The 17845-nt window shown below is 59.4% G+C and carries 18 protein-coding genes; 13 read left to right on the top strand and 5 right to left on the bottom strand.

The genetic code is table 11. From position 1 onward, the window contains the following. Positions 1-14: 14 nt before the first annotated feature. Positions 15-920: an acetylglutamate kinase gene (gene argB, locus FX982_RS08040; protein WP_122534167.1), complete on the top strand. Its 906-nt coding sequence runs from the start codon at positions 15-17 to the stop codon at positions 918-920. Positions 921-1097: 177 nt separating this feature from the next. After that, positions 1098-4544, top strand: a complete 3447-nt coding sequence (locus FX982_RS08035) for a ParB N-terminal domain-containing protein (protein ID WP_172610263.1) — start codon at positions 1098-1100, stop codon at positions 4542-4544. A gap of 16 nt (positions 4545-4560) precedes the next feature. Here FX982_RS08035 and FX982_RS08030 read toward each other — a convergent pair whose 3' ends face one another. Together FX982_RS08030 and pyrE are read right to left on the bottom strand one after the other, a co-directional pair. After that, on the bottom strand, positions 4561-5172 hold the full coding sequence (locus tag FX982_RS08030) for a DUF4124 domain-containing protein (protein ID WP_438826306.1): 612 nt from the start codon (positions 5170-5172) through the stop codon (positions 4561-4563). Between the two features lie 12 nt (positions 5173-5184). Then, positions 5185-5826: an orotate phosphoribosyltransferase gene (gene pyrE / locus FX982_RS08025; RefSeq protein ID WP_172610261.1), complete on the bottom strand. Its 642-nt coding sequence runs from the start codon at positions 5824-5826 to the stop codon at positions 5185-5187. Between the two features lie 82 nt (positions 5827-5908). On the opposite strand from pyrE, the gene FX982_RS08020 reads away from it, so the two are divergent. After that, the gene (locus tag FX982_RS08020; RefSeq protein WP_065988229.1) at positions 5909-6688 is read left to right on the top strand and encodes an exodeoxyribonuclease III; all 780 of its coding nucleotides are present in this window, start codon (positions 5909-5911) and stop codon (positions 6686-6688) included. Between the two features lie 82 nt (positions 6689-6770). Here FX982_RS08020 and FX982_RS08015 read toward each other — a convergent pair whose 3' ends face one another. Further along, complete coding sequence (locus FX982_RS08015; protein WP_065988228.1) at positions 6771-7139, bottom strand: DUF4870 domain-containing protein; 369 nt, start codon at positions 7137-7139, stop codon at positions 6771-6773. 60 nt (positions 7140-7199) lie between these two features. After that, a complete protein-coding gene (gene rph / locus FX982_RS08010; RefSeq protein ID WP_172610260.1) occupies positions 7200-7922 on the bottom strand; it encodes a ribonuclease PH in 723 nt (240 codons plus the stop codon). Positions 7923-8212: 290 nt separating this feature from the next. On the opposite strand from rph, the gene FX982_RS08005 reads away from it, so the two are divergent. The 6 genes from FX982_RS08005 (at position 8213) to FX982_RS07980 (ending at position 13471) form a co-directional block, all read left to right on the top strand. Beyond that, entirely contained in the window at positions 8213-9076 is an 864-nt protein-coding gene (locus tag FX982_RS08005; protein WP_172610259.1) for a YicC/YloC family endoribonuclease, read from the top strand. A gap of 13 nt (positions 9077-9089) precedes the next feature. After that, a complete protein-coding gene (gene gmk / locus FX982_RS08000; protein ID WP_122534174.1) occupies positions 9090-9710 on the top strand; it encodes a guanylate kinase in 621 nt (206 codons plus the stop codon). Between the two features lie 128 nt (positions 9711-9838). Then, positions 9839-10102, top strand: a complete 264-nt coding sequence (gene rpoZ, locus FX982_RS07995; RefSeq protein ID WP_025257879.1) for a DNA-directed RNA polymerase subunit omega — start codon at positions 9839-9841, stop codon at positions 10100-10102. Between the two features lie 60 nt (positions 10103-10162). Further along, a complete protein-coding gene (gene spoT, locus FX982_RS07990) occupies positions 10163-12271 on the top strand; it encodes a bifunctional GTP diphosphokinase/guanosine-3',5'-bis pyrophosphate 3'-pyrophosphohydrolase (RefSeq protein ID WP_122534175.1) in 2109 nt (702 codons plus the stop codon). Between the two features lie 24 nt (positions 12272-12295). After that, positions 12296-12676, top strand: a complete 381-nt coding sequence (locus FX982_RS07985) for a RidA family protein (protein WP_172610258.1) — start codon at positions 12296-12298, stop codon at positions 12674-12676. 57 nt (positions 12677-12733) lie between these two features. Beyond that, positions 12734-13471, top strand: coding sequence for a hypothetical protein (locus FX982_RS07980; protein WP_172610257.1), 738 nt, complete (start codon positions 12734-12736; stop codon positions 13469-13471). 127 nt (positions 13472-13598) lie between these two features. Here the strand turns inward: FX982_RS07980 and FX982_RS07975 are convergent, their stop codons facing one another. Further along, positions 13599-14459, bottom strand: coding sequence for an SDR family oxidoreductase (locus FX982_RS07975; protein ID WP_172610256.1), 861 nt, complete (start codon positions 14457-14459; stop codon positions 13599-13601). Between the two features lie 211 nt (positions 14460-14670). Here FX982_RS07975 and exbB point away from each other — a divergent pair, with 211 nt between their 5' ends. From exbB to FX982_RS07955, 4 genes are all read left to right on the top strand, one after another. Continuing rightward, on the top strand, positions 14671-15648 hold the full coding sequence (gene exbB, locus FX982_RS07970; protein ID WP_172610255.1) for a tonB-system energizer ExbB: 978 nt from the start codon (positions 14671-14673) through the stop codon (positions 15646-15648). A gap of 3 nt (positions 15649-15651) precedes the next feature. Further along, complete coding sequence (exbD, locus tag FX982_RS07965; protein ID WP_122534179.1) at positions 15652-16077, top strand: TonB system transport protein ExbD; 426 nt, start codon at positions 15652-15654, stop codon at positions 16075-16077. Further along, positions 16074-16817, top strand: a complete 744-nt coding sequence (locus FX982_RS07960) for an energy transducer TonB (protein WP_172610254.1) — start codon at positions 16074-16076, stop codon at positions 16815-16817. Before exbD ends, FX982_RS07960 begins: the two co-directional genes overlap by 4 nt. Positions 16818-16908: 91 nt before the next feature. Continuing rightward, positions 16909-17838 (top strand): hydrogen peroxide-inducible genes activator, encoded by a 930-nt coding sequence (locus FX982_RS07955; protein ID WP_065988216.1) that lies wholly within the window; start codon positions 16909-16911, stop codon positions 17836-17838. Positions 17839-17845: the final 7 nt, after the last annotated feature.

Genomic DNA, 17845 nt, shown 5'->3' with positions numbered 1-17845 from the left:
TGAGTGGAGCCCAAATGACCCTCGAACATGATGCCGCAGCCAATGCCGCCAAGGTCCTCTCCGAAGCGTTGCCCTACATCCGACGCTTTGTCGGCAAGACGCTTGTTATCAAGTACGGCGGCAACGCCATGGAGAGCGATGAGCTGAAAAACGGCTTCGCCCGCGACATCGTGCTGATGAAAGCGGTGGGCATCAACCCGGTCGTGGTTCACGGCGGTGGCCCTCAGATTGGTGACCTGCTCAAGCGCCTGTCCATCGACAGCCACTTCATCGACGGTATGCGCGTCACCGATGCGCAAACCATGGACGTAGTGGAGATGGTGCTGGGTGGCAAGGTCAACAAGGACATTGTCAACCTGATCAACCGCCACGGCGGCAGCGCCATCGGCCTGACCGGTAAGGACGCGCAGCTGATTCGTGCAAAAAAGATGAACGTCACGCGCCAGACTCCGGACATGCTCAAGCCGGAAATCATCGACATCGGCCATGTGGGTGAAGTCGTCGGCATTAACACCGACCTGCTCAACATGCTGGTGAAGGGCGATTTCATTCCGGTTATTGCGCCCATTGGAGTAGGCGCTGATGGCGAGTCCTACAACATCAACGCCGATCTGGTCGCAGGCAAAGTCGCTGAAGCTCTGAAGGCTGAAAAGCTGATGCTGCTGACCAACATTGCCGGCTTGATGGACAAGGAAGGCGAAGTACTGACCGGCCTGACCACCGAGCAGGTCAATGGCTTGATCGCCGACGGCACCATCTACGGCGGGATGCTGCCGAAGATCCGCTGCGCACTGGAAGCGGTGCAGGGCGGCGTGAACACGTCCCACATCATCGACGGCCGTGTGCCGAATGCCGTGCTGCTGGAAATTTTCACCGATACCGGCGTCGGCACGCTGATCAGCAATCGCAAGCGTCACTGATTGCCGCTGCAAACAGCCCTGCCCGGCTCACTGCCCGGCGGGGCTTTTTTACGGCCAGGTTTCAGTGGCGCCCACACAGGTTTCAGATTTATCTGACCTGCTAAATCGCCATTTGATGACGGCCACGCCCGTAGGCTCTGAACACCGTAGGTCTCGCTCATTATTTCGAGACCTTTTATGTCCACGCTGCATCGCAATACCTCGCAACCCGTTCAACCAGAACCCTCATTGAAACTCCTTTTGCCAGGCGAGCAGCTGGATGCAGCGCTGGCACCTCCGGCAGGTCTATTGGAGCCCTACGTCAGCGCGCAGTCGCTGACCGGGCACGTCGCACTTGAGGACGTCGGGCCCTTCAATGGCGTGTACAACATCGACGGCCTGCTGTTTATCGAACTTGATGGCCACACGTACGAAGTGGAGTTCGATTCGGACAACTTCCGCTTCAACGTTGTGTCGCCCAATGCCCCCGCTCAAGCAAGTGACGAAGGCGCCAGCGAGCCGACAAACCGGGAGCAGATACTGCGCGAATGGCACCCGCTGTATCTTGAAGACTGTCAGAAGTGGATGTTGCTGAGCGCGGGTGCGCGCTTGAATGACGCAGAGCAACCCGCCCGCTTGATGACGCTGCCTCAGCGGGTCGACGCACTCCTCAAGTTCGACGACTTACTGACCATCAGCGAGACAGTGAAGGGTTTCGTGCAGTCACAAGTGTCGCAGAACGCTCACTCGGCACGGACGCACACACTGCTTTTATTGCTTGCGGCGCCACATTTACCCCCATCGACGTTAAGCCACGATAACGCGAAAAGGGCGCAGCAACTGAGCATCGTCCTCGAACAAATGATTAGCTCGGCTCAAGCCGACACGCTCGCCGGGCAACTGCTCTCAGCGCTGAAGTGGTATGGAGGTGACGAGGGCGAAATCACGGTTCCAGTCATCCGACAGCACTTGGTTTGGGCAGCGCTGATGCTGGAGCTCAACCCTCCACGACAACAGCGGCGGGACTACATAGCGGGCTATGACTTGGAGGGGCCGCAAAACTGGGGTTTGACCTACCCGCAGCGTCGAGAGCAACTGCTCGTTGCACTCTCGGCCAAAACCTCATTACCAGAGTTGGCGCTGCACATCCTGACGCCTGCCCTCCCCGATTTTATGGTTCAGGGCATCGACGAAGACCTGCGCCATGGCACGGCGCCATGGGCGAATTTCATTCACGGTGTGTCCCTCGCCAACGCGCTGGATCCGGCCTCGGCGCCGACGCTTACGTTCGAGGCGTTGATTCGTCTGCCCATGACACTGAGCAAAGCAGCCGCCCCTGAAGAGCTGATGCTGATCGCCGCCACACGGGTGGGTCCGAGTCTGACGTGGGCGATCGCCAACGGGGTGTTACCCGGAAAGGCGCGCACTGACTATTCGTCATCGGAGCTGGCCACGGCGGCGTCCGCTCTGGATGCTCATATCGCGAACGGCGTAAGCGCGGCGGAGGGGCTGACGCGTGAGGCGCCTGATCGCGTGCAGATGGCACTGCAGAAGCTGCACCAGCTTTTCGGGGACAGGGCTGAGCAGATAAAAAAACGGATCATGCACCCCGTCAATATTGCGGACAGGTTTGACTACTCCCTGCGCAGCGATGACATGTACTCAGGCGCACAGTTTTACCTGCTGGACGTCTTCGCAGCAGGGCACATGAAAAATGGGATGGATAAATTCCAGCCCGTCTCGTCCCATGATCAAGTGCTGGTCAATCGGGCGTTTGGAAGCATCGCTCATCAGCTCGAAGGCATCGACATTCCGCACATGTTCGAAGGGAGTTACCGATTCTATGAGGCTCAGTCCAGGCTGGCCTACACGTTCATTGTCGACAGCATGTGGGCGCAAATACCGGGAGAGGATCGACGAGCGCTGCACTACGGAAGGGTGAAGATTCATACGCTGCGAACGTTTACGGGAAAAGTAGCGGGCATGGAAAGCGTTCAGGATAGGGAGCGCGCGCGAGGCCGATATGGCTTTATCCTTGAATGTAACTACCAGAACACCTCGTTCTTCTACGAACTCTTCCCGTTGAAAGGCATAGCGATCCGCCACGCCAGGATGGCAATACCGACCAAGCCCAAGCACGCTCATCCGTCTGCCCTGCCTTCATTCCTGGAAATCGTCTCTGGCAGCGAGATCAGCGTCGATTGGAACGCCTACGCCTCGCTTTCTGCGCCGGTGAGCGGCGCAGTGTCTTTGGTCATCAGCGAAGTCATCACTGAGCTCGCCCCTATCGAGGAGCCTGATAACGACATACCCACGCCGCTCACTTCCCCTCGTTTAAACGCCATTTCGATCGCCGTCGCCAGCCACCACCTGTTTTTCTACCCTCATGACGCCTATCAGCGACTCCGGCATGAAACGGGTTCTGAGGAAGTCGCCAACAACTACCCGACGCTTTTGCGCGAACTCGCGCTGATCGTGCCGGGGCTCGGTTGTGTCAATTCGATCATCACAGACGAAGCTCCAGCCATCGTATGCGCACTTGAGGGGCTGACATTTGGCATACCTGCTCTCAAGCTTCTGCGGGGTACGATCCAGCTGGCATTCAGGGCAGGAAAGCTACTCATCACAAAGGTCTTGCCACGGTTCGCCTCGCTGTCGACCGAGGTCATCATGCAGTCCACTCAGTTTCAACGTGCAATGAAGACTGCAGGCACGTTGATGCCCGGCGCGCTGAACAGGCTTGCAGGGGCAAAAGCATTTGATCTAAGCGCCTTTCACGCGCTGGCCAGCAGATTGCGCAGCTACGCAGTGCCGGCCTCCGACCTGACAGGGGGCTTGCGTCATGTGTCGGGTATTCCCACCATCACCGTGCCCGCGCAATGGCGTGGCACCGGTGCCTTTGACACGCTGGTGGAAGTCAGCGGGATCCAGAATGTGCCAGTCCGCCAGCTATCCAACGCCGTGTCTGGCACCTTGGGCCGGCATTATCTAATCGAATTCGGCATGGCGTATGGCCCGCCCTTGATCGTCCGGCAATCGGCCACGGCCGCATTGCAAAGGGTCAATGGCAGGGTGGGGTATCCGATGTCAGGGCGGGGCGCGATAAGAAGCCCCCTCGCAAAGCCGGTCCACACAAGGCTGGGTGCTCAGGTCAAATCCTCCACAGCTCTGGAAGAGGTCATCGAGGCCAATAACATCAGCGCCACCCCGGAGCAGCTCAGCTTGATAAAGACAGCGATGGATGACGGTGCACCACTGTTCGTCTACACAACCCGCGATGGCGCCGCAAGTCTGGCGTTGCGTGATGTGTATGACGATATTTATCTGGACGCCTTTACCAACAATCGGGTGAGCATCTCCGGATTCTACGATCACGCCGTCGAGAAAACGTGGCGGGTGGACCCTGCGCTCCAGGCCAACGTCCGGCAGATTAACCCGCAATTGCTGACGACCAATGGAAGGGAGCTGATCAAGGAACGTTTCGATGCGATCAAGTCGGGAATTATGGACGGGCAATATTTGCCGCCTATCCATGTCAGCCCCATGGCGGGCGGGTTTTACCCAGTAATTAACGGAAATCACCGGTTGGCGGTTGCGCGGGAGATGAAGCTTGAAACCGTCCCGGTGTTGATCTTTCAGGAGTAACGCCTGAACGGCTGCCTTACCGACCGAGAAGCTTCTGCAAACGCGCGCGATCCTGCGCAAACTCGGCCTCAGCCTGAGTCCGAGCGGTCTGGTAACGCAGGATGTCGACTTTCAGGTTCTGCTGCTGATCACGCAGATCGTCCATCTGATCAAGCAACGTCTTCGGCACTGGGCGCCCTGCCCGCTCCTGATCAGCCGCTTGCGTCTGAAGCGCGCCTTGCTGCGCGACGAGGTTCTGAATATTGCCTTGCGCGACGACGATCAGGCCGTCGAGCTCGGCGAGTCGACGATTCTTCGCACGGTCGACGTCTTCGACGCTGCTGTACAGCCGCAGCAAATGCGCATCGGCGTCGGACTGAAGCTTGGCGGCCTGGGCGTCGCGCAGTTCATCGGCGGACGGTGCAGGCGGTATCGTCTGCACCACGCGACCACGCTGATTGAGCACTTCGTAACCCTTGCCGACGTACTCTGGCGGCACGCCCTGGCGATCGAGTACCGTCACGCCGCGACTGTCGACGTAGCGATACAGCACGATGCCCGGAGCGTCGTCCGCTTGAACGCTTGCGATGCAACCCAAACCCAGCGACAGACAAAAACCCAACGTGCCCAGCTTGAGCATAAACCGCATCCTTTTGGAGGCTCAGATTCCGTATTGAGCCCGGTACGCTTCGACGGCAGGCAAGTGCTGCTTGAGCTGCGGATCGTCGGCCAGGAATTCCAGCACCTGATTCAACGAAACGATGCTCACCACCGGAATGCCGAAATCGCGCTCGACTTCCTGGATGGCAGACAGCTCGCCGTTGCCACGTTCCTGGCGATTCAACGCGATCAGCACGCCGGCAGCGTTCGCGCTTTGGGCCTGAATAATCTGCATGACCTCGCGGATAGCTGTACCTGCGGTGATCACGTCGTCGATGATCAGCACGTTGCCGCTCAACGGTGCGCCCACCAGGCTGCCGCCTTCGCCATGGGCCTTGGCCTCTTTGCGGTTGAAGCACCAAGGGAGGTCGAGACCGTGATGCTCGGCAAGCGCCACGGCGGTCGCCGCCGCCAGGGGAATACCCTTGTAGGCCGGGCCGAACAGAACGTCGAAGGAGATACCGCTTTCAACAACGGCAGCGGCGTAAAACTTACCCAGTTGGGCGAGGGCCGAACCACTGTTGAAAAGACCGGCATTGAAGAAGTAAGGACTGGTGCGCCCAGACTTCAAAGTGAACTCACCGAAGCGCAAAACTCCGCGATCGATGGCAAAACGAATGAAATCGCGTTGATACGCCTGCATGAAAAAAGCCCCGAATACCACGGATTTAGCTAATTAGGTAGAGCTCGGGTATCATACACGCACGTGATTTTTGGGGCCATTTATGCGGATCATCAGTGTGAACGTTAATGGTATTCAGGCTGCAGTCGAGCGTGGTTTGCTCAGTTGGCTGCAAGCCCAGAATGCCGACGTCATCTGCCTTCAGGACACCCGCGCCTCCGCCTTTGAACTGGACGACCCAGCCTTCCAACTGGACGGCTACTTCCTATACGCCTGCGAAGCCGAAGTCCCTGCCCAGGGTGGCGTGGCGCTTTACTCGCGGCTGCAACCGAAGGCGGTTATCAACGGTCTTGGTTTCGAGACGGCTGACCGTTACGGGCGTTACCTGCAGGCAGATTTCGACAAAGTCAGTATCGCGACCTTGCTGCTCCCTTCCGGGATGAACGGCGATGAAGACTTGAATCAGAAATTCAAGCTCATGGACGATTTCGGCAAGTACCTCGACAAGCAGCGACGCAAACGTCGCGAGTACATTTACTGTGGCTCGCTATACGTGGCGCAACAGAAGCTGGACATCAAAAACTGGCGCGACAGCCAGCAATCTCCGGGCTTTCTGGCACCAGAGCGTGCGTGGATGGACGAGATCGTTGGCAACATGGGTTATGTCGATGCCCTGCGTGAAGTCAGCCGTGAAGGTGATCAGTACAGCTGGTGGCCGGATAACGAACAGGCCGAGATGCTCAACTTGGGCTGGCGCTTCGATTATCAGTTGCTGACCCCGGGCCTGCGCCGTTTCGTACGCAGTGCGCGTCTTCCACGCCAGCCGCGCTTCTCGCAACACGCGCCGCTGATTGTGGACTACGACTGGACGCTCACCATCTGACGTTCAGTTGCTCAAAAAAAGCCGACGTGAAGTCGGCTTTTGTTTGTCAGCAGATCAGGCATTTGCCGATCTCCGTGAAGTCTTACTTGATCAACCGCCAGGTAAACGGATAGCGGTAGGCGACGCCGTCATTGACCTTGACGCCCGCGATGATCGTCAGCACCAGCGCGCCGACGCCCACCAGCATCAACAGCGGAAAGCCGATAATCACCACCATCAGCAAAAAACAGATCATCGCGGCGATGGCGACGGTGATCTGAAAATTGAGGGCTTCCTTGCCCTGGGCATCGATGTACGGGTCGACTTCTTTCTTGAGCTGCCAGACGATGAGCGGCCCAAGCAAATTGCCGAACGGAAAGATCAGGCCGAAAAACGCAGCGAAGTGGCACAGCATCGCCCACTGACGAACTTCTTTACTCGGCGTAGGCAACGGCGACTGACTCTCGATCATCATGCTTTCCCTGTTTTGATGTAGCGCTCTGACGTAGTGTTCTAACTTATTGAAAATCGATCAGTCGGCCAGTGCCGCCTGCTGCAGCTCGAAGATTTCATTCATGCCTTTTTGAGCCAGTGCCAACATTGCGTTCAGGTCTTCAGGCTGGAATGGCGCGCCTTCGGCAGTGCCCTGCACCTCGATGAAACCGCCCGCGTTGGTCATGACCACGTTGAGGTCGGTCTCGGCCGTAGAGTCTTCCAGATAATCCAGGTCCAGGACCGGCTCGCCCTGATACATGCCCACCGATACGGCCGCGATCATCTGCTTCAACGGATCGCCACCCTTGAGGCCGCCACGCTTTTTGATCGATTTGAGTGCATCGATCAGCGCGACCATGGAGCCGGTGATCGACGCAGTGCGCGTCCCGCCGTCCGCCTGGATCACATCGCAGTCGACGTACAGGGTGATTTCACCGAGTTTGGACATGTCCAGTGCCGCGCGCAGCGAGCGCCCGATCAGGCGCTGGATCTCGAGGGTACGGCCGCCCTGCTTGCCACGGCTGGCTTCGCGCTGGTTACGCTCGCCGGTTGCACGAGGCAGCATGCCGTATTCAGCCGTCAACCAGCCTTGGCCTTGGCCCTTGAGAAAACGCGGAACGCCGTTTTCAACGCTGACGGTGCAGATCACCTTGGTATCACCGAACTCGACCAGCACAGAACCCTCGGCGTGCTTGGTGTAGTTGCGGGTGATGCGGATCGGGCGAAGCTGATCGGCAGCGCGACCACTTGGACGTTTCATCTGGGATACCTGTACTGGGAGACGGAAAACTGGCCTGCATTATAGAGGTGCATACACGGCTTGGGACATCTAATGACGCATTGCTCACGACCGGCGCCGCAGATTTGCACTGCAGGCCAGCATGGTCACGACGCCGCGCATCGCTTGCGACAATGCCACATTTGGGCGCACACCCTGCACTGAGCTACAATCCTGCGCCTTTATAGCCAGTCGTTTCCCTACGACACGTTGCCGGGTATTCATCCCGGTCCGGCTATCCGCAAACGCCTGAATTTATAGAGGTACTTCCCATGGTGCACAGCATGACGGCTTTTGCCCGCGCTGAACGAGCCGGCCCACAAGGCACGCTGAGTTGGGAAATGCGCTCGGTCAATCACCGTTACCTCGAACCCCATCTGCGGCTGCCGGAGTCATTCCGTGACCTGGAAGGCGCCGTGCGTGAGGCCCTGCGCCAGGGCCTATCCCGGGGCAAAATCGAATGCACCCTGGGTTTTACTGAAGAAACCGCAGGCAAGCCGCTGCAGGTTGATCGCGAACGCGCCGGGCAACTGGTCGCGGCAGCGGAGATGATTGCCAGCCTGATCAAGCAACCTGCTGCGCTGAACCCCCTTGAAGTGCTGGCCTGGCCCGGTGTTCTGGTGGCCGACGCTGCCGACCCGCAAGCGCTGAACAACGACGCACTGGCCTTGTTCAACGAAGCCCTCGAAGAGCTCAAGGCCGGTCGCGCCCGTGAAGGCGCCGATCTGGCCAGGCTTCTCGACGAACGGCTTACCGCGATCAAAACTGAAGTCGCGACCTTGCGTACGCTCGTGCCGCAGATGCTCGCTGCCCAACGCCAAAAGGTGCTCGATCGCTTTGCCGACATGAAGGCCGAGCTCGATCCGCAGCGTCTGGAACAGGAAATGGTCCTGCTGGCGCAAAAAAGCGACGTCGCCGAAGAACTCGACCGCCTGAGCACTCACGTCACCGAAGTACGCCGCGTACTCAAGGCCGGCGGGCAGGCCGGGCGCCGGCTGGACTTCCTGATGCAAGAGCTCAACCGCGAAGCCAACACCCTGGGCTCCAAAGCCTTTGATCCTCGAAGCACGCAAGCTGCCGTCAACCTCAAAGTGTTGATCGAGCAGATGCGCGAACAAGTGCAGAACATTGAGTAAGGCCACCTCTGACATGACCCACAGCACCGGCACCCTTTACATCATTTCCGCCCCATCGGGCGCGGGCAAGACCAGCCTGGTCAACGCCCTGATCAACGCTCAGCCGCAGATCCGCGTGTCGGTGTCACACACCACCCGGGCCATGCGTCCGGGCGAAGCAGACGGCGTGAACTACCACTTCGTCGACCGCGCCGAGTTCGTGCGCATGATCGAGCACGGCGACTTTCTCGAACAGGCTGAAGTCTTCGGCAACATGTACGGAACGTCACAGAGCCGTTTGCAGCAGACACTGGACGAAGGTCATGACCTGATTCTGGAGATTGACTGGCAAGGTGCGGAGCAGGTTCGCAAACTGATGCCCCGCGCACGCTCGATCTTCATTCTGCCACCGACTCAGCAGGCGCTGCGCCAGCGTCTGACCAATCGGGGTCAGGACAGCGACGAGATCATCGAAGGCCGCATGCGCGAAGCCGTCAGCGAGATGAGTCACTACGCCGAATACGATTACATCGTGATCAACGACGATTTCGCCACGGCGCTTGAAGACCTGAAAGCAATCTTCCGCGCCAACTTGCTGAGCCAGGAACATCAGCAGCAGCGCCACACCGAGTTGTTGGCTCAACTGCTGGCCTGACCGTTTCATCGGGCAAAACCGACCCATTCAAAATCAGCGCTTCCCTAAACGCTGGTGATTTTTTAGACTGTCGAGTCCGCTCGCCCATTCGGGCACCGCGCATATCGCATTTGCTACGAGGAATACCCATGGCCCGCGTGACCGTTGAAGACTGCCTGGAACATGTAGATAACCGTTTTGAGCTGGTCATGCTCGCCACCAAGCGCTCTCGTCAACTGGCGACCGGTGGCAAAGAGCCAAAGCTGGCATGGGAAAACGACAAGCCTACCGTAGTGGCCCTGCGCGAAATAGCAGCAGGCCTGATGGATTACGCTGTTATCGCAGAAGCCGAAATCGTTGAAGATGAACCACTGTTCGCCGCATTCGAGGACGAGTCCAGCGAGGCCGTCTAAGCCTATGCCTGGTCGACGTAGCAAGGCGCAGGGTCACAGCCTTCGGCAAGGAGAATTATCTTGCCGAGCATAGACGCCCTCGCCGATCGCCTCTCGACCTACCTCGGCGCAGACCAGGTCAACCTGGTCCGCCGGGCGTACTTCTACGCCGAACAAGCCCACGACGGCCAACGCCGTCGTAGCGGCGAAGCCTACGTCACGCATCCGCTGGCGGTGGCCAATATCCTTGCCGACATGCACATGGACCATCAGAGCCTGATGGCCGCCATGCTGCATGACGTGATTGAAGACACCGGCATCGCCAAAGAAGCGCTCTGCGCACAGTTTGGTGAAACGGTGGCCGAACTCGTCGATGGGGTCAGCAAACTGACCCAGATGAACTTCGAAACCAAAGCCGAAGCCCAGGCCGAGAACTTCCAGAAGATGGCGATGGCCATGGCGCGGGACATCCGCGTGATTCTGGTCAAGCTCGCCGACCGCCTGCATAACATGCGCACGCTTGAAGTCCTTTCCGGAGAGAAGCGCCGCCGCATCGCCAAAGAAACTCTCGAAATCTACGCCCCTATCGCCAATCGCCTTGGCATGCATAGCGTGCGTATCGAATTCGAGGACCTCGGTTTCAAGGCGATGTACCCGATGCGCTCTTCGCGCATCGGCCAGGCGGTCAAGCGCGCGCGCGGTAACCGCAAGGAACTGGTCAACAAGATCGAAGAATCGCTGAGCCACTGCCTTGCCGTCGATGGCATCGAAGGCGAAGTCAGCGGCCGCCAAAAGCATTTGTATGGCATCTACAAAAAGATGCGCGGCAAGCGCCGGGCCTTCAACGAGATCATGGACGTCTACGCGTTCAGGATCATCGTCGACAAGGTCGACACCTGCTATCGCGTGCTCGGCGCTGTACATAATTTGTACAAGCCACTACCCGGCCGCTTCAAGGATTACATCGCGATCCCGAAAGCCAACGGCTATCAATCGCTGCACACTACTCTGTTCGGCATGCATGGCGTGCCCATCGAGATCCAGATTCGTACCCGCGAAATGGAAGAGATGGCCAACAACGGCATCGCCGCGCACTGGCTGTACAAGTCGTCTGGCGATGAACAGCCCAAGAGCACCCACGCGCGGGCCCGTCAGTGGGTCAAGGGCGTGCTGGAAATGCAGCAACGCGCGGGTAACTCGCTGGAATTCATTGAAAGCGTGAAGATTGACCTGTTCCCGGACGAGGTCTACGTGTTCACGCCCAAGGGCCGGATCATGGAGCTGCCGAAAGGCTCTACGGCGGTGGACTTCGCATATGCCGTCCACACTGACGTCGGCAACAGCTGCATCGCCTGCCGGATCAATCGCCGGCTGGCGCCGCTTTCTGAACCGCTGCAAAGCGGCTCGACCGTCGAGATTGTCAGTGCGCCGGGAGCACGCCCTAATCCGGCCTGGCTCAACTTTGTCGTGACCGGCAAGGCCCGCACGCACATCCGTCATGCGCTCAAACTGCAACGCCGGTCGGAGTCGATCAATCTCGGCGAACGCTTGTTGAACAAGGTCCTCAACGGCTTCGACAGCACGCTGGAAAAGATTCCGGCCGAACGCGTGCGTTTGATCCTCACCGAATACCGGGTCGAGGTCATCGAAGACCTGCTCGAAGACATCGGCCTGGGCAATCGCATGGCGTATGTGGTTGCTCGCCGATTGCTGGCCAGTGAAGGCGATCAACTGCCGAACGCCGAAGGTCCTCTGGCCATTCGTGGCACCGAGGGCTTGGTCCTCAGTTACGCCAAGTGCTGCACACCCATTCCGGGGGACCCGATCGTTGGGCATCTGTCGGCGGGCAAAGGCATGGTCGTGCACCTGGACAATTGTCGGAACATCGCGGAAATCCGCCACAACCCCGAGAAGTGCATTCAGCTGTCATGGGCCAAAGACGTTACTGGCGAATTCAATGTCGAATTGCGCGTCGAACTGGAGCACCAGCGCGGCCTGATCGCTCTGCTCGCCAGCAGCGTCAATGCCGCGGACGGCAACATCGAAAAAATCAGTATGGATGAACGCGATGGTCGCATCAGCGTGGTCCAACTGGTAGTCAGCGTGCACGACCGCGTGCATCTGGCCCGTGTGATCAAGAAACTGCGCGCCCTGGCCGGCGTGATCCGCATCACCCGTATGCGCGCGTAGTCAAACCGCAGACAGGAGTTTTTCATGAGCAAGACCGTCATCTCCAGCGAAAAAGCCCCCGCCGCCATCGGCACCTATTCCCAGGCAATCAAGGCGGGCAACACCGTGTACATGTCGGGCCAGATTCCGCTGGACCCGAAGACCATGGAGCTGGTCGAAGGCTTTGAGGCTCAGACCGTTCAGGTCTTCGAAAACCTGAAAGCTGTGGCCGAAGCCGCAGGCGGTTCGTTCAAGGACATCGTCAAGCTGAATATCTTCCTCACCGACCTGAGCCACTTCGCCAAGGTCAACGAGATCATGGGCCAGTATTTCGAACAGCCGTACCCGGCACGCGCCGCCATTGGCGTTGCTGCGCTGCCGCGTGGCGCGCAGGTCGAAATGGACGCCATTCTGGTCGTCGAGTAAATCCCGGTGCGGAGCTCAAGCACGCTCCGCCTCCCCAGAAAAGGAAGGACTCCACCCATGCGCGTTGCGTTTGCCCTCTCGCTGCTGGTTGCACTGCTCAGCGGCTGCGCCAGCCACTCCGACAAAAGCCCGGACGGCACCTGGATCAACCAGGCCGCCATTGACGCTGCAGGCCAAGGCGGCAATCTGCGTCAGGCGCTGCTGGCCTACGGCCCGAATCTGGAATGGAACATCAACACCAAGGCCGGACAAGCCACTGCTTCAAACGGCTTCGAGCTGAGTGAAGGCAAGATCGCCAGTAATGCCGACGGCAAGCTGCGCGTCGACTTCTACGGCAATGCGTCTGATGAACTGACCATCAAGGGCGACGAGCTTGTGCAGCGAGCCAGCGATACCGGACCCGAGCAGCATTTCCGGTCCCCGAAAGAAGCGCCTCCGGCTGGCGCCCAACCCGGCACCAGCTTTGAGCGCGCGCTTTACACGGCCTACCTCGGTGGCAAATGGACCATCGTCAATGGCGAGGGCCAGGGCAGCGCGGTTGAATTCCTGCCAGACGGCAGCGTGAGCGGCTTGCCAGGCAATGATCGCTACGCACTGTGCCTCGCTGGCGACTGCGCGGCCATGAGCGGTGAATACGACAGCATGTGGCTGGAGAAGAACGAGCGCGGCAACCCGTGGATCTTCGTCCGTAACGGCAAACAGCTGGAGTTGTTCCAGGCGGTCAACAACGCCCAGGCAACTGAAATGCCTGACCTGCGCCCGGGCGAGCAGCGCTGGGTGCTCGAGAAGAACTGATACAGCGAACGTCGTTGTTGTGGGAGTGAGCTTGCTCACGAAAGGCCCTTTCAGCCGCTGGATGCTTAGCGGCTGTGCCACCCTCTTCGCGAGCAAGCTCGCTCCCACAGGATTTCAGTGATCCGACCTACTTCGGCTGGTCCGCCAGCATCGCCTCATACCCTTCTTTATAGGTCGCATAACGCGGCGTCCAGCCCAGCGCCTTGGCGCGGGCATTGCTGCAGCGCTTGCTGCCGGCGCGGCGCACGTTGTTTTCATCTGACCACTCTGTAACACCCAGACGCTGACGCATCCAGTCGACCACTTCGGCCAGCGGCGCGGGCGCATCGTCGACGCCGATATAGCAGTCTTCCAGCACCACTTCGTCCGCAGCCGTCCGTAGTAAAAACGCCAGCAGGCCGGCCGCATCGTCGGCATGAATGCGGTTGCCATACAGCGGTGGATCGATCGCAACGCTGTAGCCCTGCCGCACCCGAGTCATCAGGTCACTGCGTCCCGGACCGTAGATTCCGGTCAACCTGACGATGGTCGCTGGCACCCCGCTGTTCAGCGCCACTTGCTCCGCCTCGCGCATGACTTGGCCCGAATACCCGGTAGCTTCGACGGGCGACGTTTCATCAACCCATTCGCCGTGCTGCTGACCATAAACGCTGCTGCTGGATACGAAAAATATCCGCTTCGGTCTCTGTCCGCTGCGCTCGCTCCAGCCCAGCACGTGCCGAAGGCCTTCTACATAAGCCGCTCGGTAACCCGCCTCATCACGGTCAGTGGGTGTGGCGCAGTAGACCAGGTAATCAAGCCGGCCTTCCGGCCAGTGCGCGGGAATCCGGGGGTCGAAAAGATCGCCGCTGACGCCGAGCACGCCATTGGGCAGTTTCTCTACCGAGCGGCGCAGGCCGTACACGGTCCAGTCATCAGGCATAAGTTGGGAGGCCAGTCGGCTCCCGATATCGCCACATCCAGCAATCAAAACGGATGGCGCTGACATGTCCAATCTCCACATCACTTGTTGAATTTGAGCCTCTAAAACGGGCTGTAAAACCGACCGTTGGGAAGCATTCTCAGGAAAAAGAGACGCTCTTACTTTTGTTAACAAGAATTACTTGCAATAATGACGGCCCTTTGTTCTCCTCCGCTCGCCTCGCGCCAGCGTGACGCTCTCAGAACGAACACCTATTTTCATATCAGGTCGGGCCAGCATGACATCTATTCAAACCCCCGCTTCGTCCATTGCCAATCGAGGTCTGCCACGCGCAGGACGCGCCGTTGCCGCGCTGCTGTTCAGCCTGATGTTGACGCCCGTAGCGCTCGCCGACTCCAACGCTCCCGCACAAAACCCCGCCATACAGGCCGAGGCCCCAACCGCCACACCGGTTGACCCTGCGACTACGCCAGGCGTTCAAGAACTCACCCCGGCATCTGCTCCGACTGAGTCGCTCGACGCCGTCGCGGAAGATAACAGCCTGGGCATGTCCCACGACCTCTCGCCATGGGGCATGTACAAGAACGCGGACATCATCGTCAAAGCCGTGATGATCGGTCTGGCCCTTGCATCGGTCATTACCTGGACCATCTGGATCGCCAAGGGCTTCGAACTGCTGGGCGCCAAGCGTAGTCTGCGGAGCGAAATCGCTGCGCTGAAGCGCGCGCGCAACCTGGACGAAGCCAGCGCAGGGGCGAAGAAAGAAGGGACCCTTTCCCATTTGCTGGTGCACGACGCACTGGAAGAGATGCGCCTGTCGGTTAACACACGCGAACAGGAAGGCATCAAGGAGCGCGTCGCTTTCCGCCTTGAACGCCTGGTCGCCGCTTGCGGCCGCAACATGAGCATGGGCACCGGCGTACTGGCCACCATCGGTTCAACCGCGCCCTTCGTGGGCCTGTTCGGCACCGTCTGGGGGATCATGAACAGCTTCATCGGCATCGCGAAAACCCAGACGACCAACCTGGCCGTTGTGGCGCCGGGCATCGCCGAGGCCCTGCTGGCCACCGCGCTGGGTCTGGTTGCAGCGATTCCGGCCGTGGTCATTTACAACGTCTTCGCCCGCTCCATCGCCGGTTACAAGGCGCAAGTGTCCGACGCTTCGGCGCAGGTTCTGTTGCTGGTCAGCCGCGATCTGGATCACCAGCCTGCGGTCGAGCGCAGTCAATCGCCGCACATGGTAAAGATGGGGTAAACCATGGGCCTGCATTTGAAGGAAGGCGACGACGATCTCGCCGAGAACCACGAAATCAATGTGACGCCGTTCATCGACGTCATGCTGGTCCTGCTGATCATCTTCATGGTTGCCGCACCGCTGGCAACCGTGGACATCAAGGTTGATCTACCGGCCTCCACAGCCAAGCCAGTGCCTCGGCCCGAGAAGCCGATTTTCCTGAGCGTGAAAGCCGACCAGAGCTTGTACCTGGGCGATGAAAAGGTCGCGCGCGAGCAGATCGGTCAGGTGCTGGATGCCAAGACCAAAGGCAAGAAAGACACCACGATCTTCTTCCAGGCCGACAAGGGCGTCGACTACGGCGACCTGATGGACGTGATGAACGCCCTGCGCGGCGCCGGCTACCTGAAGGTAGGCCTGGTGGGTCTTGAGACGGTCGGCAAGAAATGATCAATACGCGCCAAAAGCTGACGCGCTATAGCGGTAGTCTCTTGTTGGTGCTGGCGGTCCATGCCGTGGCGATTGTCGTCGCGTTGCGCTGGCCCTCCTCGCAGGCCATCGAGCTGCCGCCGGCCGCGATGATGGTTGAGCTCGCGCCCGCTCCCGAGCCCGCTCCGCCGCCACCGCCGAAGGTCGTGCAACCACCGCAGCCGCCTGCGCCTGAAGAACAACTGCCGATTCCGCCAGTCGCCGAGGCGCCCAAGGCCGAAATCGCTGTACCCAAGCCGGTCAAGCCCAAACCCAAACCACAGCCGCCAAAACCTGTGAAGAAGGTCGAGCCGCCGAAGGAAGAAAAACCAGCCGACGACAAGCCGCTGGACGCACCGCCGTCCAATGCCAAGCCGGAGAAGTCAGCGTCGCCGCAACCTGCTGCGCCCACACCGCCAAGCAATGCATTACCCACTTGGCAAGGCGAACTGCTGAGTCACCTGAGCAAGTTCAAGCGTTATCCGGAAGACGCCCGACGTCGCGGCATGCAGGGCACCAGTAAGTTGCGCTTTGTGGTCGATGGCGAAGGTCGCGTATTGTCCTACGAACTGGCTGGAGGTTCAGGAAGCGCCTCGCTGGACAGAGCGACGCTGGAAATGATCCGCCGCGCGCAGCCGCTGCCTAAACCGCCGCCGGAACTGCTGAAGAACGGCTCGCTGGAAGTGGTCGCGCCCTTCGTTTATTCGCTGGATAAACGCTGAAACCAGAATTTTGTCAGCCGCGACGGGTTGATAACGTGCGTCTATCGATTGCACCCGCTATGCTGGGGCCGCAACTTCATGGACGCACGTTATGACCCTTACAGAATTGCGCTACATCGTTACCCTCGCTCAAGAGCAGCACTTCGGCCATGCCGCCGAACGCTGCCACGTCAGCCAGCCGACCTTGTCGGTGGGCGTCAAGAAGCTGGAAGATGAACTCGGCGTGCTGATTTTCGAGCGCAGCAAGAGTGCCGTACGTCTGACCCCGGTTGGCGAGGGCATCGTGGCTCAGGCGCAAAAGGTCCTCGAACAGGCTCAGGGCATTCGTGAACTGGCCCAGACCGGCAAGAATCAACTGACCGCGCCGCTTAAAGTCGGCGCGATCTACACCGTCGGCCCCTACCTGTTTCCTCACCTGATTCCCCAACTGCACCGGGTTGCCCCGCAGATGCCGTTGTACATTGAGGAAAACTTCACTCACGTGCTGCGCGACAAGCTGCGCAATGGTGAGCTCGACGCGATCATCATCGCTTTGCCGTTCAACGAGGCCGATGTCCTGACGCTGTCGTTGTACGACGAGCCGTTTTACGTGCTGATGCCGGCCGATCATCCATGGACTCAGAAAAAGACCATCGATGCTTCGGCGCTGAACGACAAGAGCCTGCTGCTGCTGGGCGAAGGTCACTGCTTCCGTGATCAGGTCCTTGAAGCCTGTCCGACATTGGTCAAGGGCGGCGATGCGGCCAAGCACACCACGGTGGAATCCAGTTCGCTGGAAACCATTCGGCACATGGTCGCCTCGGGCCTGGGTATTTCCATCCTGCCGATGTCCGCCGTCGACAGCCATCACTACGCGCCCGGCGTGATCGAAGTTCGTCCGCTGTCGCCGCCGGTGCCCTTCCGCACCGTGGCAATCGCCTGGCGTGCCAGCTTTCCGCGTCCGAAAGCCATCGAAATCCTCGCAGACTCGATTCGTCTGTGTTCCGTCGCTCGCCCTAAAGCTCAGGCTGAAGCGAGTTAAGGGACGG

The organism is Pseudomonas graminis, from assembly GCF_013201545.1.
Lineage (GTDB): Bacteria > Pseudomonadota > Gammaproteobacteria > Pseudomonadales > Pseudomonadaceae > Aquipseudomonas.
Note: the sequence above shows the minus strand (reverse complement) of the source record. Positions and strands in the feature narration are given on the sequence as shown.